Origin of the sequence: Streptomyces sp. NBC_00038 (assembly GCF_026343635.1) — a bacterium.
In the GTDB taxonomy this organism is placed as follows: domain Bacteria; phylum Actinomycetota; class Actinomycetes; order Streptomycetales; family Streptomycetaceae; genus Streptomyces.
This window is the reverse complement of record NZ_JAPELQ010000001.1, coordinates 1,646,372-1,661,719: the sequence shown is the minus strand read 5'-3', so window position 1 is coordinate 1,661,719 and position 15,348 is coordinate 1,646,372. Positions and strand designations below refer to the sequence as shown.

Here is a 15,348-nt window from a genome sequence, read left to right as displayed (position 1 = left end):
CGTATAAAATGTACAGGACGTACGGCTGGCGCGGCCGGGTTTTCAACTCAGCGGCAGCCGCGGGAACTTGCGGGCGTTCTCCGCGCGCTCGGCGGCCTCCTCGGCCTTGACGACGGCTGCGTACCGGTCGACGTACTCCTGCTCGGAGAGGGTGAGGATGGCGTACATGATCTCGTCGGTGATGGCGCGCAGGATGGCCTTCTCGTTCTCCATCCCGGCGTAGCGGGAGAAGTCGAGGGGCTTGCCGAAGCGGATGGCGACGGGGTGGATCTTCGGGATCTTCCGGCCCGGCGGCTGGGCCTCGAAGGTGCCGATCATCGCGCAGGGGATGACGGGTACCTGGGCCTTCAGGGCCATCACCGCGACGCCGACCTTGCCCTTGTAGAGGCGGCCGTCGTGGGAGCGGGTGCCCTCCGGGTAGATGCCGAGCAGTTCGTCCTTGGCCAGGACGCCGAGCCCCTCGCGGATCGCGGCCTGGCCCGCGTCCTTGCCGGAGCGGTCCACCGGGATCTGCCCGGCGCTGCGGAAGAAGGCGGCGATCAGCCGGCCCCGGATGCCGGGGCCCGTGAAGTACTCGGCCTTCGCCAGGAAGGTGATGCGGCGCTTGAGGATCGCGGGCATCAGGAAGTGGTCCGAGAACGACAGATGGTTGCCGGCGACGATGGCCGCCCCCGACGACGGGATGTGCTCAAGGCCCTCGATCCGAGGCCGGAAGACCAGTCTCAACAGCGGACCCAGAAGCACGTATTTGAGCACGTAGTAGAACATCGGGGCGCTCCTCACTCCGGCGGATCGGCTCAATCGCGCCGTGTTCCAGCAGGTCAGCGGGCATGCGGTGGGGGTGTCAGTGTAGGGGCAGGTGCCGCCCGGTGGCACTGTGCCCGACCGGACCCGCATCGAACCCTGACCGCTTTCCTGACGGTATGTCATGCCGTCCGGTTCATGCCCGAGGGAGCGCGGCGCGCAACGCCGTACTGGGGCCGCCGGAGTATCCGGTGGCCCCAGCGATGTGACGAATCATCGAGCGGGGTGAGCGGGCGGAGCCCGGCGGGCGAGGCGGTCGATCATCTGCGGGAAGTCAGCGCCTCCGGCCCCGCCGCGCGCCCTCCGCCGGTGCGGCAGCCGTCAGGCCCCCTTCGTCAGAATCTTCTCCAACGCCCCCAGAGCCGACCGCAGTTCCTCGCCGGTGATGGTCAGCGGAGGGGCCAGCCGGATCGTCGAACCGTGCGTGTCCTTGACCAGAACGCCCTCGCGCATCAGGCCCTCGCTGATCTCGCGGCCCGTGCCGATGGCGGGATCGATGTCCACGCCCGCCCACAACCCGCGCGAGCGGAAGCCTTCGACACCCTTGCCCACGAGCGCGGCCAGACCGTCCCGCATCACCACGCCCAACTCGGCGGCCCTGCGCTGGAATTCACCGGTCTCCAGCAGTTCGACGACGGCCGAACCGACCGCCGCGGCGAGCGGGTTGCCGCCGAAGGTCGAGCCGTGCTCGCCGGGACGCAGTACTTCGAGCACGTCACGGTGCCCGACCACCGCGGAGACCGGCACGATGCCGCCGCCGAGCGCCTTGCCGAGGAGGAGAAGGTCGGGGACGACGTTCTCGTGGTCGACGGCGAGGGTGGTGCCCGTGCGGCCAAGACCCGACTGGATCTCGTCCGCGATGAACAGACAGCCCTTGCGGCGGGTCAGCTCGCGGACGCCGGCGAGGTAGCCGTCGGCCGGGATGACGACGCCCGCCTCGCCCTGGATAGGCTCGATCAGCACGGCCGCCGTCGTCTCGTCGACGGCCGCTTCGAGCGCGGCGAGGTCGTTGTACGGGACGATCCGGAAACCCGGCGTGAACGGGCCGAAGCCCGCACGGGCCGTCTCGTCCGTGGAGAAGCTGACGATGGTCGTCGTACGGCCGTGGAAGTTGTCGGCGGCCACGACGATCGTCGCCTGGTCCGGTGCGACGCCCTTCACCTCGTACGCCCACTTCCGGGCCACCTTGACGGCGCTCTCCACCGCCTCCGCGCCCGTGTTCATCGGCAGCACCATGTCCAGGCCCGTCAACTCGGCCAGCGACTGGGCGAACTGGGCGAGCCGGTCGTTGTGGAAGGCGCGCGAGGTCAGCGTCAGCCGGTCGAGCTGGCGGTGCGCGGCCTCGATCAGCACCGGGTTGCGGTGACCGAAGTTGAGGGCCGAGTAGCCCGCCAGCATGTCGAGATAGCGACGGCCCTCGACGTCCTCGACCCAGGTGCCCTCGGCGCTTGCGACGACCACGGGCAGCGGGTGGTAGTTGTGCGCGAGGACGGGCGCCTCGGCGCGGATCAGTTCCTCGGACGTACGCGTGAGCGCGGGAGCGGTCATGAGCGGATCTCCTGAGTGCAGCACTTGATGCCGCCGCCGGCCTTGTGGAACTCCGAGAGGTCGACGGGGACAGGGACATAACCGTGGACTGCGAGTTGCCCGGCGAGCGCCTCGGCGCGCGGCGAGACGAAGACGTGCCGGCCGTCGGAGACGGAGTTGAGGCCGAAGGCCATGGCGTCCTCGCGGGTGGCGAGCACCGCGTCCGGGAAGAGCCGCGCGAGCACCTCACGGCTGCCGGGCGAGAAGGCCTCCGGGTAGTAGCAGATGTTCTCGTCGTCGAGCACGAACAGCGCGGTGTCCAGGTGGTAGAAGAGCGGGTCCACCAGCTGGAGGCTGATCACCGGGACGCCGAAGAACTCCTGCACCTCGCGATGGGCCTCGCGGGTCGTACGGAATCCGGTGCCGGCCAGGACGTACCGGCCTGCCGGGATCAGATCGCCCTCGCCCTCGCACACCGACTCGGGGCGGTAGACGTCGAAGCCGGCCGACTTGAACCAGGTCTCGTACGCGGTGGACTCGGGGCGGCGCTGGGGGGCGTGGAAGTACGAGCCGAAGACGCGGCCCGCCAGGACGAGCGCGGAGTTCGCCGCGAACACCATGTCGGGGAGGTCGGCGACCGGCTCGACGGAGTCGACGGTGTGGCCGTGGGTGCGGTAGGCGCGGATCAGCGCCTGCCACTGGTCGCGGGCGAGGTCCACGTCCACGGGGGTGTCCGGGTGCATCCAGGGATTGATCGCGTACTGCACGGCGAAGTGTCTGGGTTCGCAGACGAGAAAGCGCCGGGGGCGTTGCACACGGCTGTCGGGCACAGAGAGGTTCCTCCGCTTCCTGCGGTGTTGGCTGAGGGTGCCTCCACGGTAAGAAACGGGGGATACGTGCGACAAGCGACGAGAGCTGCGTGTCTGCGCAGGATTGCTGCGTGTTCTGGCGTCTCAGCGCATGTTTGATGCGTCACCCGGGGCCGCGTGGGTCGCCCCGGCCTCCGGGGCCTCCGGCAGCAGATGGGACAGCACCATGTAGCTGATCGTCTTCCGGATGAACGGCTCGTCCCGGATCCGCTCCAGCACCTCCTCGAAGTGCTCCACGTCGGTGGCCCGTACGTGCAGCAGCGCATCCGCGCCGCCGGTCACGGTCATGGCCGCGGCGATCTCGGGGTAGTTGCGCACGACCTCGGCGATCCGCCGGGGCGGCGCCGCGCCCTCGCAGTAGACCTCGACGTACGCCTCCGTACGCCAGCCGAGCGCCGCCGGCTTCACCGTGGCCGTGAACCCGGTGATCACGCCCGTCTCGCGCAGCCGGTCCACACGGCGCTTGACCGCCGTGGCCGAGAGCCCGACCGCCGCGCCGATCTCCGCGAAACTGGTCCGCGCGTTCGCCATCAGGGCAGTGATGATCTTGCGGTCGAGGTCGTCGAACATCGCGGGCTTGCTGCTCATGGCCGCACTGTATCCAGCGACACCCTCCAGGCCCGTGCGGCGGCGACGCCCACGCCGGTCCATCGGCGACATCCGCGCCTGTCGTGCGGCAACCTCCACGTCCCGGACATGTCCAGACGTGGGAATTCCTCCTACACTCCACCTTCATGCTGCGCGCCCTCGCCGTCGACGACGAACAACCGTCCCTCGAGGAACTCCTGTATCTGCTGAACGCCGATCCACGGGTCGCAGGGGCCGAGGGCGCGAGCGACGCGACCGAGGCGCTGCGCCGGATCAACCGGGCGCTGGAGTCCGGCCCGGACGGCCCCGAGGCGATCGACGTCGTCTTCCTCGACATCAACATGCCCGGACTCGACGGCCTCGACCTGGCCCGGCTGCTCACCGGATTCGCCAAGCCGCCGCTCGTCGTGTTCGTCACCGCCCACGAGGGCTTCGCCGTCCAGGCCTTCGACCTCAAGGCCGTCGACTACGTCCTGAAGCCCGTACGCCGAGAGCGCCTCGCCGAGGCCGTACGCCGCGCCGCCCAGCTCATGGACGCCGCCCCGCTGATACCCGTGCACGAACCCGACCCGGACCACATATCCGTCGAGCTCGGCGGAGTGACCCGCTTCGTGGCCGTCGAGGACATCACCCATGTCGAGGCGCACGGCGACTACGCCCGCCTGCACACCGCCCAGGGCAACCACCTCGTCCGCATCCCGCTGTCCACCCTCGAAGAGCGCTGGCGCTCCCGGGGCTTCGTCCGCATCCACCGGCGCCATCTCGTCGCGCTGCGCCACATAGGCGAGCTCCGGCTGGACGCGGGCACGGTGAGCGTCCTCGTGGACTCCGTCGAACTCCAGGTCAGCCGCCGTCACGCCCGCGAACTGCGCGACCTGCTGCTGCGCCGGACCACGAGCTGAGGGGGCGGCGTGCCGCAGGATCCGACCGAACGCCGCGTCACGGTCACCGGTGTGCCCCGGCGCACCCGCAGGACGTCCGGCTACTACCGGCCCAGAACCGAGATCGACGAGCAGACCACCCTCGGCCACACCTATGTCCGCTCGCTCATGCGCAGCCAACTCCGGGTGGCACTCGTGGTGTTGGCGGTCCTGGTGCTGCTCGTCGGACCGCTGCCCCTGGTGTTCGCCGCGATGCCGGACGGCGCGAGCCTGGAGTGGGCCGTGCTCGGCTTCTGCGTGTACCCGCCGCTGGTACTGCTCGCCCGCTGGTACGTGCGCCGCGCCGAACGCAACGAGCGGGACTTCGTGCGCCTGGTCGAGGACCGCTGAACGTGGACCAGAACTACGCCGTCCCCGCGGTCGCCCTCGTGGTCGTGGCGACCGTCCTGGTCGGCGCGTTCGGCCTGCGAATCTCCCGGACCACCTCCGACTTCTACGTCGCCTCACGCACCGTGGGGCCACGGCTCAACGCGGCCGCCATCAGCGGCGAATACCTCTCCGCCGCCTCCTTCCTGGGCATCGCGGGCCTGGTGCTCGTCCAGGGCCCCGACATGCTCTGGTACCCCGTCGGCTACACGGCCGGCTATCTCGTCCTGCTCCTGTTCGTCGCCGCCCCGCTGCGCCGCTCCGGCGCGTACACGCTGCCCGACTTCGCGGAGGCGCGGCTCGGCTCACAGGCCGTGCGACGCCTTGCCAGCATCTTCGTCGTCGGCGTCGGCTGGCTGTATCTGCTCCCCCAACTGCAGGGTGCGGGACTGACGTTGGCCGTACTGACCGACGCGCCCGACTGGTTCGGCGGGGTGCTCGTCGCCGTCGTCGTGGTCGCCACCGTCGCCGCGGGCGGCATGCGCAGCATCACCTTCGTGCAGGCCTTCCAGTACTGGCTCAAGCTCACCGCCCTGCTCGTCCCCGCGCTCTTCCTGGTCCTCGCCTGGCAGAGCGACGGCGCTCCGCGCGACGCCTTCGACGAACCCGCCGCCTTCCGCGAGCAGAGCGTCGTCCGCGTCGACGACAGCCTCGACCTGAAGCTCTCCCAGCCGCTGGGCGTCACCGCGACGGGCACCGTCGACGGTCGCCGGTACGAGGACGAGCGCGTCGAACTCCCCGCGGGAGTCCACCACATCGAAAGCGGCACCCGGCTGACCTTCACCAAGGGCGACCCGGTCCCGGCGGCCGACCGCGGCAGCAACGGCGGCATGTCCACCTCGCTGGCGTCGGGCCGCGAGGAACGCCCGCTGTACGCCACGTACGGCCTGATCCTCGCCACCTTCCTCGGCACGATGGGACTGCCGCACGTGGTCGTCCGCTTCTACACCAGCCCGCACGGCGTTGCCGCCCGCCGCACCACGGTCGCTGTACTCGGCCTGATCGGCGCCTTCTACCTCCTCCCGCCCGTCTACGGCGCGCTGGGCAGGCTGTACGCCCCCGAGCTCACCCTCACCGGGCAGGCGGACGCGGCCGTACTGCTGCTGCCCGACCGGATGATCGGCGGAGTCGGCGGCGACCTGCTGGGCGCGCTGGTCGCGGGCGGGGCCTTCGCGGCGTTCCTGTCGACCGCGTCCGGACTGACCATGGCCGTGGCGGGCGTGCTCACCCAGGACGTGCTGCCCTCGCGCGGCGTACGGCACTTCAGGCTGGGCACCGTGCTCGCCATGGCGGTCCCGGCCGCGGCGAGCGCGCTCGTGGGCGGACTGCCTGTCGCCGACGCCGTGGGGCTCGCCTTCGCCGTGTCCGCGTCCTCGTTCTGCCCGCTGCTCGTCCTCGGCATCTGGTGGCGGCGGCTGACCCCGCCGGGCGCGGCCGCCGGGATGCTCATCGGCGGCGGCTCCGCGCTCGTCGCCGTCGGCGCGACCATGGCGGGCTTTCCGGGCACCGGTCCGCTGCACGCCCTGCTCGCCTGGCCCGCGCTGTGGTCGGTGCCGCTCGGGTTCGTGACGATGATCGTGGTGTCCCTCGCCACGCCGGGGCGGGTGCCGGTGGGCACCGCGGCGATCCTGGCGCGCTTCCATCTGCCGGAGGAGCTGGCCCGGGGCCAGGTGCGGGCGGAGGCCAAGGCGTGAGGCGGGACGGCGAGTGGACGCCCGCCGCGTCATGGGGTGGGATGCGCGCGCAGTGGCCACGTCATGAAGCGACAGGTGCTCGCGGAGGGCCAGGTCATGAGGCGACACGTGTTTGCGGAGGGCCAGGTCATGAGGCGACAGGTGCTCGCGGAGGCCAGGTCATGAGACAACACGTGCGCACGGAGATCACGTCATGAGCGGCTTCATCGCGGGGCTCTGCGTCGCCGTACTCCCTCTCCTCGCCGCCGGTTTCTGGCTCGGCAGGCGCACCGCGCGGCCCGAGAGCCTCGGCGGGCTCGGTACCCCCGTCGAGCACGCCACCTTCCAGACCCTGCACACCGCCTCGCTCGCCGCGCCCCCGCTGCGCGCGGGCCTCACCGAGGAGACGGCGGGCCGGTCCGCCCGACGCCTGCGCACACTCCTCGGCACCGACGCGCTGTGTCTGACCGACCAGGAGACCGTCCTCGCCTGGGACGGAGTGGGGGAGCACCACCGCACCGAGATCATGGCGCGGCTCGCAGGACCGCTGGACACGGGCCGCGGCGAGGCCTTCCGCCTCACCTGCGACGAACCCGACTGCCCGCTGCGCTGGGCCGTCGTCGCCCCTCTCACCGTCGACGAACGGGTACACGGAGCCCTCGTCGCCTGCGCGCCCCGCGAGTCCGCCGTCCTCGTGCGGGCCGCGGGCGAGGTCGCCCGCTGGGTCTCGGTGCAACTGGAACTCGCCGACCTCGACCAGTCCCGTACCCGCCTCATCGAGGCCGAGATCAAGGCACTTCGCGCCCAGATATCCCCGCACTTCATCTTCAACTCGCTCGCGGTGATCGCCTCGTTCGTCCGCACCGACCCCGAGCGCGCCCGCGAACTGCTCTTGGAATTCGCCGACTTCACCCGCTACTCGTTCCGCAGGCACGGCGACTTCACCACCCTCGCCGACGAACTGCACGCCATCGACCACTACTTGGCGCTGGTCAGGGCCCGCTTCGGGGACCGCCTCTCGGTCACGCTGCAGATCGCGCCCGAGGTGCTGCCGGTCGCACTGCCCTTCCTCTGCCTCCAGCCGCTCGTGGAGAACGCCGTCAAGCACGGACTCGAGGGCAAGACCGACAAGAGCCACATCAGCATCACCGCGCAGGACGCGGGAGCCGAGGCGCTCGTCGTCATCGAGGACAACGGCACCGGCATGGACCCCGACCGGCTGCGCCGCATCCTGGCCGGCGAGGTCAGCCCCTCCGACGGCATCGGACTGTCCAACGTCGACGACCGGCTGCGCCAGGTGTACGGGGACGACTACGGCCTCGTCATCGAGACCGCGGTGGGAGCGGGCATGAAGATCACCGCCCGGCTGCCGAAATACCAGCCGGGCGTGCATTCGGCCGCGCGACTCCCGCGCCAGTGAGCCTCAGGTGCTGCGCGAGGCCACCATCCCCAGCGTGATCAGGCCGAGCACGACCCAGCCGAACCACAGCCAGCCGTTGCTGCCGAGCGCCACCGTGTAAGCCGTCACGACGACGAGCCCGCCCACGGTGAGCACTCCCATCGTCTTCGTCGAACCAGGCGTAGAACCGGGCATCGAACCGGGCATCTCAGCACCCTCCTCGGGGCGGGTCCGCGACGTGGGCCGTGGCCTTGGGCCCATTTTCACCCGGCAGGGCGCGATTCGCCAGGGCCGGGCCGCCTACTCGCCCCCGCGCATCAGGGTCTTGTCCAGGCGCTCGACGGCGCAGACCACGAGGTAGTACTTCTTGTCCCACAGACCTGTGCTGCGCAGACCATGACTCCAGTACTCGTCGGAGCTGTAGTCGAACTGCTCCGGCCGGGCGTCCTTCGCGCACTGCTTGTCCGCCTCCTTGTCGGGGTCCTGGCCGGGCGAGACGGTCTTGAGGTGAGTGATCTGCACGACCCGCCCCATGTGCTCCTTGTCGCAGGCGACCAGGTCGTAGTGCGTGTTCGCACGCGCGTCCCCGTCCACATGGCCGAGGCAGTCCCCCCGCTGTATCTGGGTCGCGTCCTCGAAGGTCATCCCGTACGGGCGGCGCTCGCCCAGCGGCCCGTACACCGGCCCGTGCTTCCCGACCAGCAGGCAGGCGACATTGCCACCGGCGGCGTCGAAGCCCTCGCGCGTGGGCACCACCGCCATGCTCCGGACGTTCCAGGCGAGCTTCCCCGCGGTCTCCTCCGTCAGCTCCTCGCACCGGGCCGCTCCGCGGTTGCCCGCCTCCTCGTACGAGGCAGCCTTGTACAGCGCCATCACCTGCCCGTCCGGGACCAGGTCCTCGCAGCTCGGATCGAGCGTGAGAGGCGGCACCCCGGCCACGGAGGAGGGAGGCGGATCGCCGCGGACGCAGTCGCCCTTCCGGAGCGGCTCGGAGAGTCCGACCGTGTCGCCGTACGGTTTCACGGGCTTGTTCGCCATGGCGTACCAGACCCCGCCCGCAGCGAGACCCAGCGCGAGGAGCAGCGCCGCAAGGCCTTGCAGGAGGAGAGGACGCTTACGGCGCCGCCTGCCCGAGGGGCCGGACACCCGGGTGGGCGGGCCTCCGTACCAGGGCGGGCCGTAGCCGTGACCGGGCTGCGGGGTGCTCGGGTTGCTCGTCGGCGGTGGGCCGAAGACCTGGCCCGGCTGCGAGCCGTAGGCGGCCGGGGCGGCTGGTGCCTGGGACGTGGGGGCGTACGCGGGATGGGCGGTGGGGGAGGGAGCAGGGGACGGGGTGGCGTGGGCGGGCGGCATGTAGGCGCCGGGTGAGGCGAGGCCCTGGTCCTGGGCCGGGCCGCCGTAGCTCTGGCCCGGTGGGGTCGCACCCGGCGGAAGCAGGCTCGCCGGAGTCCCGTCGGCGGTGACGAGCCCCGCCCAGGGCGGTTGCGACCCTCCGTCGACCTGGGTACGCGGGTGGGGCTCGGGCGTGATGATCCGCGCGAGCGCCGCCGCCGTGTCCTCCGCCGAGATCCGCAGCGCGGGATCCTTGGTCAGCAGTGCCTCGATGACGGGCCCCAGGGCACCGGCCCGCCGTGGTGGCGGCGGCTCCTCCAGGACCACGGCGGTGACCGCGGCGAGATCGGTGTCGCGGTCGAACGGACCGAAGCCCTCCACGCCGAAGTACAGGGTGCAGCCCAGCGAGAAGAGATCGGCCGCCGCGGTCGGCGGCCCGCCCGTGGCACGCTCCGGTGCCAGATACCCGGCCGTGCCCACCAGGATGGACGTCAGGGTCCAGCGCGTCTCGGTTGAGTCCGGCTGGACGGAGATGCCGTAGTCGGTGAGCAGGACCCTGGACCCCGGCGCGCCCGTGCGGTCCGGCGCGAGCAGAATGTTGGCGGGCTTGACGTCCCGGTGCATGATGCCGCGTTCATGACCGGCGGTCAGCGCGTCCAGGACCGCGAGTCCGATGCGGGCGCACTCGTCGGGGGCCAGCGGGCCGCGCCGGGTCAGCCGGTCGCGCAGGTCCTCCGCTCCGGCCACGTACTCCATCACGATCCACGGCAGGCCCTCGTGCTCCAGGACGTCGTGCACGGTCACCACATGCGGGTGCCCCCGCAGCACCGCCGCGTGCCGGGCCTCGGCGCGGGCCCGCGCGATCCGGGACTCGTGCTCCTCACCGGCCTCCGGCGCGGACCGGAACCTGATCTCCTTGAGCGCGACTTCGCAGTCGAGCAGCCGGTCGTGGGCGAGCCAGACATGGCCCATCCCGCCGGAGCCCACCTGGTCCGTGAGCTCGTACCGGCCGGCGATGATCCGGCCCACTCCCGACTGCGGTGATCCTTGTGCCATCCGGTCGCTCCCCGGGTTCTGCGCTGGTTCCTACGCGGGTCAGGACGGTGCGCTCGACGCCGGTGCGCTGCTCGGCGTCAGGCCGGTCGCCGTCGGTGCGGTCGAGGACGGCCCGGTCCCTGTCGGACCGGCCGAGACGGACTCCGTCACCGTGGGGGCGGCCGACGCGCTGGTCGGCGTGCTGGGCGGAGGCGTACTCGGCGTCGGACTGCTCGGCGGGGGTAACGAGCTCGTCCCGCCGCCCGATCCGGACCCTGGCGGGGTCGAGGTCCCCGGCGAGCCGGAGCCGCCGCCGGACGGTGATCCGCCGCCCGGCGACGAGGGGCCGGACGATCCGTTGGAAGGCGTCGGCGACGTCGTACCGGGAGTGGGGCCTGGCCCGCTGCTGGACTCCCCGGGGCCGGTGCTGGACCCGCTCGGTCCGCTGCTGGACTCCCCGGGCCCAGTGCTCGATCCGCCCGGGTCCGTGGTCGCTCCGCCGGAGTCCGGGGGAGTGGTCGAGCCGCCGCCACTGTCTTCGGGCCCGCCCAGCACGAACAGCGTCACGGGCGCGCCCCACTCGAGCGTGCTGCCTTCGGTGGGCTGGGAAGCGGTGACGAGGGCGTCGTCGGCCGGTAGCGAGTCGCCGTCGTACGCCATCGCCAGGCCCGCGTTCGCCAGGCTCTGGGCCGCCGCGGCGAACGTCATCCCTGTGACGGCCGGAACCCCGAGTTCCGCGTGCGTGTCGAAGGACTTGTCGGCCTCGCCCTCGGTGCCGATCGGGCGGTTGATCCCGTGGTCGGGGTCATGGACGTCGACCAGCTGGAGCCGCTCGATCTTCTGGCTACCGGGCGGCGGCTTGACGACCACGATGCGGTCCTGCTGATAGCCGGCCCACTTCGTGTTCCCGTCGGTGAACTGCACCGACGTCTTTTTGACGTTTCCCTCGTAGGGAAGCAGCGGATTACCGCAGGAGCACTTCACCGCGGGCAGTCCCTGCCGGTCGACGAGAATCGCGATTCCCGCCTGCAGCAATGCGTCGAAGGGGACGGCCTTGTCGTCCTTGTACTCGTGATTCGTCACGAGAGTGTCGTGGCGCAGCACGACGGGTGTGAGCTGATCGATATGCGTCGGGATCTCATCGGTGCTGATATTCCGCACCCGCGCCCATTCCCGCGCCTTCGCGGAGTTCTTGTTGTCGGTGAGGAAGTTCTTGAGCTTCTCCGCATCACAGGTGCCGGGTTTCGTCGAGCCGCCGAATTCACCGGTGGCCCCATCGTCATCACCCTGCCCCGACGAACCGTCGTCCCCGCCCGTCGCGCCGTCGTCCCCGCCAGTGTCTCCGCCGGTGGCGCCGCCGTACAGCCCCGGGCTGTTGCTGGCCTGTATGCCGCCGCTCGGTCGGGCCTCGGGTAGGCGCATGTCCTTGCCGAGGTTGCCGTCCTCCGTGAAGAAGGGATTGGCCTGCGATATCCCAGCGGCAATGGCCCGCACCGCGGACAACTGTTCGGATTTGCTGCATCCGCTGACCATCAGCACGCCGACCAGCAGTAAAGCGATCCTGCGGGCCGCCGTTAATCCGGCCCTTTGCATGGACACGCGAAATGTCATGACCGCTCCCCCTGCGGTTTCCCCCGTGGACCTCGCGGGCCGGACACGAGTCCGGACGCGAGGCTTCGCCCCCATGCTACTGAATAGAAATGCGTTTCACGCAAGCGGAAAAAAGAAGGGAATTCAGCGACTGCGTGCGTTGAGTGAGGCCAGATAGGCGTTGTACGCCTCGAGTTCCTTGTCGCCGTCGCGGTCGGCCGCCCGGTCCGTGCGGCGGGCCTGCCTGCTCTCGGAGGCGTACCACTGGAAGAGCAGTGCGAGCAGCACGAGGACGGAGGGGATCTCGCTGAACGCCCAGGCGATGCCGCCCGCCGCGTTCTGGTCGGCGAGCGCGTCGATGCCGAGCGAGGCGGGCGGGTTCTTGTACGTCTCCACCATCGGCCCGGACGCCATCATCAGCGCGATGCCGAAGAAGGCGTGGAACGGCATGCCCGCGAACAGCTCCAGCATCCGGATCAGATAGCCCGGCCGCTGCGGCCCCGGGTCCACGCCCATGATCGGCCAGAAGAACACCAGGCCGACGGCGAGGAAGTGACACATCATCGTGATGTGCCCCACCTTGGAGCCCATCAGGAAGTCGAAGATCGGCGAGAAGTACAGCCCGTAGAGGCTCGCGATGAACAGCGGGATCGTGAACGCGGGGTGCGTGATGATCCGCATGTACCGGCTGTGCAGGAACATCAGCAGCAGCTCACGGGGTCCCTTGCCGCCACGCTTCGACGCGACCGGCAGCGCGCGCAGCGCCAGCGTGATCGGCGCCCCGAGCAGGATCAGGATGGGCGACAGCATGCTGATCACCATGTGCTGCACCATGTGCACGCTGAACATGACCATGCCGTAGTCGTTCAGCTTGGTGCACATCACGAGCATCACGGTCAGCACGCCGATGACGAAGGAGACGGTGCGGCCCACCGACCACTTGTCGCCGCGCCGCGTCAGCCGCACGACCCCCCAGCCGTACAGTGCGAGCCCCACCAGGCAGGCGACGAGGAAGAACGGGTCCGCGGACCACTCGAGCCCCCGCCCCAGCGTGAACGGCGGCAGATCCATGGTCGTGCCGTGCCCGCTGTGATCCATCCGCCGGCTCCTGTTTCGTACTGGTTGTGCGCAGTCTGTCCGCACCAGAGTAGAACTGCCTCCGCAGCCGACAGTGACCGGGGCGCCCCTTTAGGGGCGCGGGGCTGTGTCCATATGCGGCTCCGCCGCGTGGGCGCGACAAGCCACGACGAACCCGCGGCCGCCAGAACTCTTAAAGCACGCACTCCGCTTCCGCGTACCGCTCATCCGGAACCGTCTTCAACGTCTCGACCGCCTCCGCGAGCGAAACCATCACGATGTCGGTCCCCCGCAGTGCCGTCATCTTGCCGAAGTCACCACGGTGCGCGGCCTCCACGGCGTGCCAGCCGAACCGGGTGGCGAGGACACGGTCGTACGCCGTCGGGGTACCGCCCCGCTGGACGTGCCCGAGGATCACCGGGCGGGCCTCCTTGCCGAGGCGCTCCTCCAGCTCGATGGAGAGCTGGCGGGCGATGCCCGCGAACCGCTCGTGCCCGTAGACGTCCTTGCCGCCCTCGTCGTACTCCATCGTGCCCTCGCGGGGCTTCGCGCCCTCCGCGGCGACGACGATGGCGAACCGCTTGCCCGCTTCGAAGCGTTCGCCGACCTTGGCGGCCAACTCCTCGATGTCGAAAGGGCGTTCCGGTACGACGATGGCGTGGGCGCCCGCCGCCATGCCGGAGTGCAGCGCGATCCAGCCGGTGTGGCGGCCCATGACCTCCACGATCAGCACCCGCTGGTGGGACTCGGCGGTGGTCTTCAGCCGGTCAAGAGCCTCGGTCGCGACGCCGACGGCCGTGTCGAAGCCGAAGGTCACGTCCGTGACGGCGATGTCGTTGTCGATGGTCTTCGGCACGCCGACGATCGGCAGGCCGCTGTCCGAGAGGAGGCGGGCCGCCTTGAGGGTGCCCTCGCCGCCGATCGGGATGATCGCGTCGAGGCCGAGCTCCTCGACATGGCCCCTGGCCCGCTCCACACCGTCACGCAGATGCGCGGGCTGGACCCGGGAGGAGCCGAGCATGGTGCCGCCGCGAGCCAGGATTCCGCTCACCGCGTCGAGGTCGAGCTTGAGGTAGTCGCACTCCAGGAGGCCTTTCCAGCCGTCCCGGAAGCCGATGACCTCGTCGCCGTGGTCGACGACGGCACGGTGTACGACGGACCGGATGACGGCGTTCAGACCGGGGCAGTCGCCGCCGGACGTGAGGACACCAATGCGCATAGCCCGAAATACCTTCTCAACGTGGGCCGGGAACCGGACCACGCTGTCCGGCTGGACCCCGCCACCCTAACGGCAGGAGGGGGCGGGGCAGCACTGTGCGTCCGCCTGCTGGACGACCCCGCTCACCTGTGCGGAAGGGCCGTCAGACGGGCTGGTTACAGCAGGTCGGACAGGAGGTGTACGACGATCAGGCGGGCTGCTGGGCCGCTGTGATGCGCTCGTTGCGCAGCGCCTCGTACCAGCGGTCGTCGATCGGCGGCAGCGCGTTCACGTCCAGCGCCAGCTTCAGCAGCAGGTCCGCGATCTGCGGGTTGCGGGCGAGCACGGGCCCGTGCATGTACGTACCGAAGACGGTGTCGTTGTACGCGCCCTCGGTGCCGTCTCCCGTGCCGTTGCCCTTGCCGAGCCGCACGTTCGCGAACGGGCGCGCGGTGGGGCCGAGGTGGGTGACTCCCTGGTGGTTCTCGAAGCCGGTCAGCTGGGGGAGGCCGAGCCGCGGGTCGATGTCCGCGAGCACGTCACCGACGCACCGCTCGCCCTCGCCACGCACGGAGGTCACGTCGAGCAGGCCGAGGCCCGGCTCGCGCTGCCCGAGGTCGTTGATGAACTCGTGGCCGAGGATCTGGTAGCCGGCGCACACCGAGAAGACGATCGCGCCGTTGCCGACCGCGCGGTGCAGACCGCCGTCGCGGCGCAGCCGCTCCGCCGCGAGCCGCTGCGGCCGGTCCTCACCGCCGCCGATCAGGTAGATGTCGCCGGAGGTGGGGATCGGCTGGTCGCTGCGTACGTCGAGACGGGCCACGTCGAGGCCGCGCTGGCGGGCCCGGCGCTCCACGACGAGGGCGTTGCCCTGGTCGCCGTAGGTGCTCAGCAGGTCCGGGTAGATCCACACGAGACGCAGGCTGTTGTCACTCATCTTCTTCGTCCT

The 15,348-nt window shown here is 70.5% G+C and carries 14 protein-coding genes; 4 read left to right on the top strand and 10 right to left on the bottom strand.

Annotation, left to right across the window (positions count from 1 at the left end):
- Nucleotides 1–42: 42 nt before the first annotated feature.
- The 4 genes from OG219_RS07710 to OG219_RS07695 all read right to left on the bottom strand — a co-directional run bounded on the left by OG219_RS07710 (nucleotide 43) and on the right by OG219_RS07695 (nucleotide 3,788).
- Nucleotides 43–768 carry a 1-acyl-sn-glycerol-3-phosphate acyltransferase gene (locus OG219_RS07710; protein ID WP_266824229.1) on the bottom strand — a complete coding sequence of 242 codons (726 nt, stop codon included), beginning with the start codon at nucleotides 766–768 and terminating at the stop codon, nucleotides 43–45.
- Between the two features lie 357 nt (nucleotides 769–1,125).
- Entirely contained in the window at nucleotides 1,126–2,352 is a 1,227-nt protein-coding gene (gene rocD / locus OG219_RS07705; RefSeq protein ID WP_266824227.1) for an ornithine--oxo-acid transaminase, read from the bottom strand.
- Nucleotides 2,349–3,161 (bottom strand): dimethylargininase, encoded by an 813-nt coding sequence (gene ddaH, locus OG219_RS07700; protein WP_266824225.1) that lies wholly within the window; start codon nucleotides 3,159–3,161, stop codon nucleotides 2,349–2,351. The genes rocD and ddaH overlap by 4 nt, the downstream gene beginning before the upstream one ends.
- A 123-nt stretch (nucleotides 3,162–3,284) precedes the next feature.
- Nucleotides 3,285–3,788 (bottom strand): Lrp/AsnC family transcriptional regulator, encoded by a 504-nt coding sequence (locus tag OG219_RS07695; RefSeq protein ID WP_266824223.1) that lies wholly within the window; start codon nucleotides 3,786–3,788, stop codon nucleotides 3,285–3,287.
- Between the two features lie 146 nt (nucleotides 3,789–3,934).
- On the opposite strand from OG219_RS07695, the gene OG219_RS07690 reads away from it, so the two are divergent.
- From OG219_RS07690 to OG219_RS07675, 4 genes are all read left to right on the top strand, one after another.
- Nucleotides 3,935–4,690 carry a LytTR family DNA-binding domain-containing protein gene (locus OG219_RS07690; RefSeq protein ID WP_266824221.1) on the top strand — a complete coding sequence of 252 codons (756 nt, stop codon included), beginning with the start codon at nucleotides 3,935–3,937 and terminating at the stop codon, nucleotides 4,688–4,690.
- A 9-nt stretch (nucleotides 4,691–4,699) separates the two neighbouring features.
- Nucleotides 4,700–5,059, top strand: coding sequence for a hypothetical protein (locus OG219_RS07685; protein WP_266824219.1), 360 nt, complete (start codon nucleotides 4,700–4,702; stop codon nucleotides 5,057–5,059).
- A gap of 2 nt (nucleotides 5,060–5,061) precedes the next feature.
- On the top strand, nucleotides 5,062–6,789 hold the full coding sequence (locus tag OG219_RS07680; protein ID WP_266824217.1) for a cation acetate symporter: 1,728 nt from the start codon (nucleotides 5,062–5,064) through the stop codon (nucleotides 6,787–6,789).
- Nucleotides 6,790–6,982: 193 nt separating this feature from the next.
- Entirely contained in the window at nucleotides 6,983–8,188 is a 1,206-nt protein-coding gene (locus OG219_RS07675) for a sensor histidine kinase (protein ID WP_266824215.1), read from the top strand.
- Nucleotides 8,189–8,191: 3 nt separating this feature from the next.
- On the opposite strand, the gene OG219_RS07670 is transcribed toward OG219_RS07675, so the two are convergent.
- The 6 genes from OG219_RS07670 to OG219_RS07645 all read right to left on the bottom strand — a co-directional run bounded on the left by OG219_RS07670 (nucleotide 8,192) and on the right by OG219_RS07645 (nucleotide 15,336).
- Nucleotides 8,192–8,374, bottom strand: a complete 183-nt coding sequence (locus tag OG219_RS07670) for a hypothetical protein (protein ID WP_266471043.1) — start codon at nucleotides 8,372–8,374, stop codon at nucleotides 8,192–8,194.
- A gap of 93 nt (nucleotides 8,375–8,467) precedes the next feature.
- Nucleotides 8,468–10,555, bottom strand: a complete 2,088-nt coding sequence (locus tag OG219_RS07665; protein WP_266824213.1) for a serine/threonine-protein kinase — start codon at nucleotides 10,553–10,555, stop codon at nucleotides 8,468–8,470.
- Nucleotides 10,556–10,594: 39 nt separating this feature from the next.
- Nucleotides 10,595–12,145 (bottom strand): DUF6777 domain-containing protein, encoded by a 1,551-nt coding sequence (locus OG219_RS07660; protein WP_266824211.1) that lies wholly within the window; start codon nucleotides 12,143–12,145, stop codon nucleotides 10,595–10,597.
- Nucleotides 12,146–12,268: 123 nt separating this feature from the next.
- Nucleotides 12,269–13,222, bottom strand: a complete 954-nt coding sequence (locus OG219_RS07655) for a cytochrome c oxidase assembly protein (RefSeq protein WP_266824209.1) — start codon at nucleotides 13,220–13,222, stop codon at nucleotides 12,269–12,271.
- 172 nt (nucleotides 13,223–13,394) lie between these two features.
- Nucleotides 13,395–14,420 carry a 6-phosphofructokinase gene (locus OG219_RS07650; protein ID WP_266824207.1) on the bottom strand — a complete coding sequence of 342 codons (1,026 nt, stop codon included), beginning with the start codon at nucleotides 14,418–14,420 and terminating at the stop codon, nucleotides 13,395–13,397.
- 187 nt (nucleotides 14,421–14,607) lie between these two features.
- Entirely contained in the window at nucleotides 14,608–15,336 is a 729-nt protein-coding gene (locus OG219_RS07645) for a type 1 glutamine amidotransferase (RefSeq protein WP_266824205.1), read from the bottom strand.
- Nucleotides 15,337–15,348 lie beyond the last annotated feature (12 nt).

Excerpts from the sequence above, each read along its gene's own strand:
- OG219_RS07675 (WP_266824215.1), top strand. The coding sequence starts at position 6,983 with ATGAGCGGCTTCATCGCGGGGCTCTGCGTCGCCGTACTCCCTCTCCTC.
- rocD (WP_266824227.1), bottom strand. The coding sequence starts at position 2,352 with ATGACCGCTCCCGCGCTCACGCGTACGTCCGAGGAACTGATCCGCGCC.
- OG219_RS07645 (WP_266824205.1), bottom strand. The coding sequence starts at position 15,336 with ATGAGTGACAACAGCCTGCGTCTCGTGTGGATCTACCCGGACCTGCTG.
- OG219_RS07670 (WP_266471043.1), bottom strand. The coding sequence starts at position 8,374 with ATGCCCGGTTCGATGCCCGGTTCTACGCCTGGTTCGACGAAGACGATG.
- OG219_RS07655 (WP_266824209.1), bottom strand. The coding sequence starts at position 13,222 with ATGGATCACAGCGGGCACGGCACGACCATGGATCTGCCGCCGTTCACG.
- OG219_RS07665 (WP_266824213.1), bottom strand. The coding sequence starts at position 10,555 with ATGGCACAAGGATCACCGCAGTCGGGAGTGGGCCGGATCATCGCCGGC.
- OG219_RS07660 (WP_266824211.1), bottom strand. The coding sequence starts at position 12,145 with ATGACATTTCGCGTGTCCATGCAAAGGGCCGGATTAACGGCGGCCCGC.
- OG219_RS07710 (WP_266824229.1), bottom strand. The coding sequence starts at position 768 with ATGTTCTACTACGTGCTCAAATACGTGCTTCTGGGTCCGCTGTTGAGA.
- OG219_RS07690 (WP_266824221.1), top strand. The coding sequence starts at position 3,935 with ATGCTGCGCGCCCTCGCCGTCGACGACGAACAACCGTCCCTCGAGGAA.
- OG219_RS07695 (WP_266824223.1), bottom strand. The coding sequence starts at position 3,788 with ATGAGCAGCAAGCCCGCGATGTTCGACGACCTCGACCGCAAGATCATC.
- OG219_RS07650 (WP_266824207.1), bottom strand. The coding sequence starts at position 14,420 with ATGCGCATTGGTGTCCTCACGTCCGGCGGCGACTGCCCCGGTCTGAAC.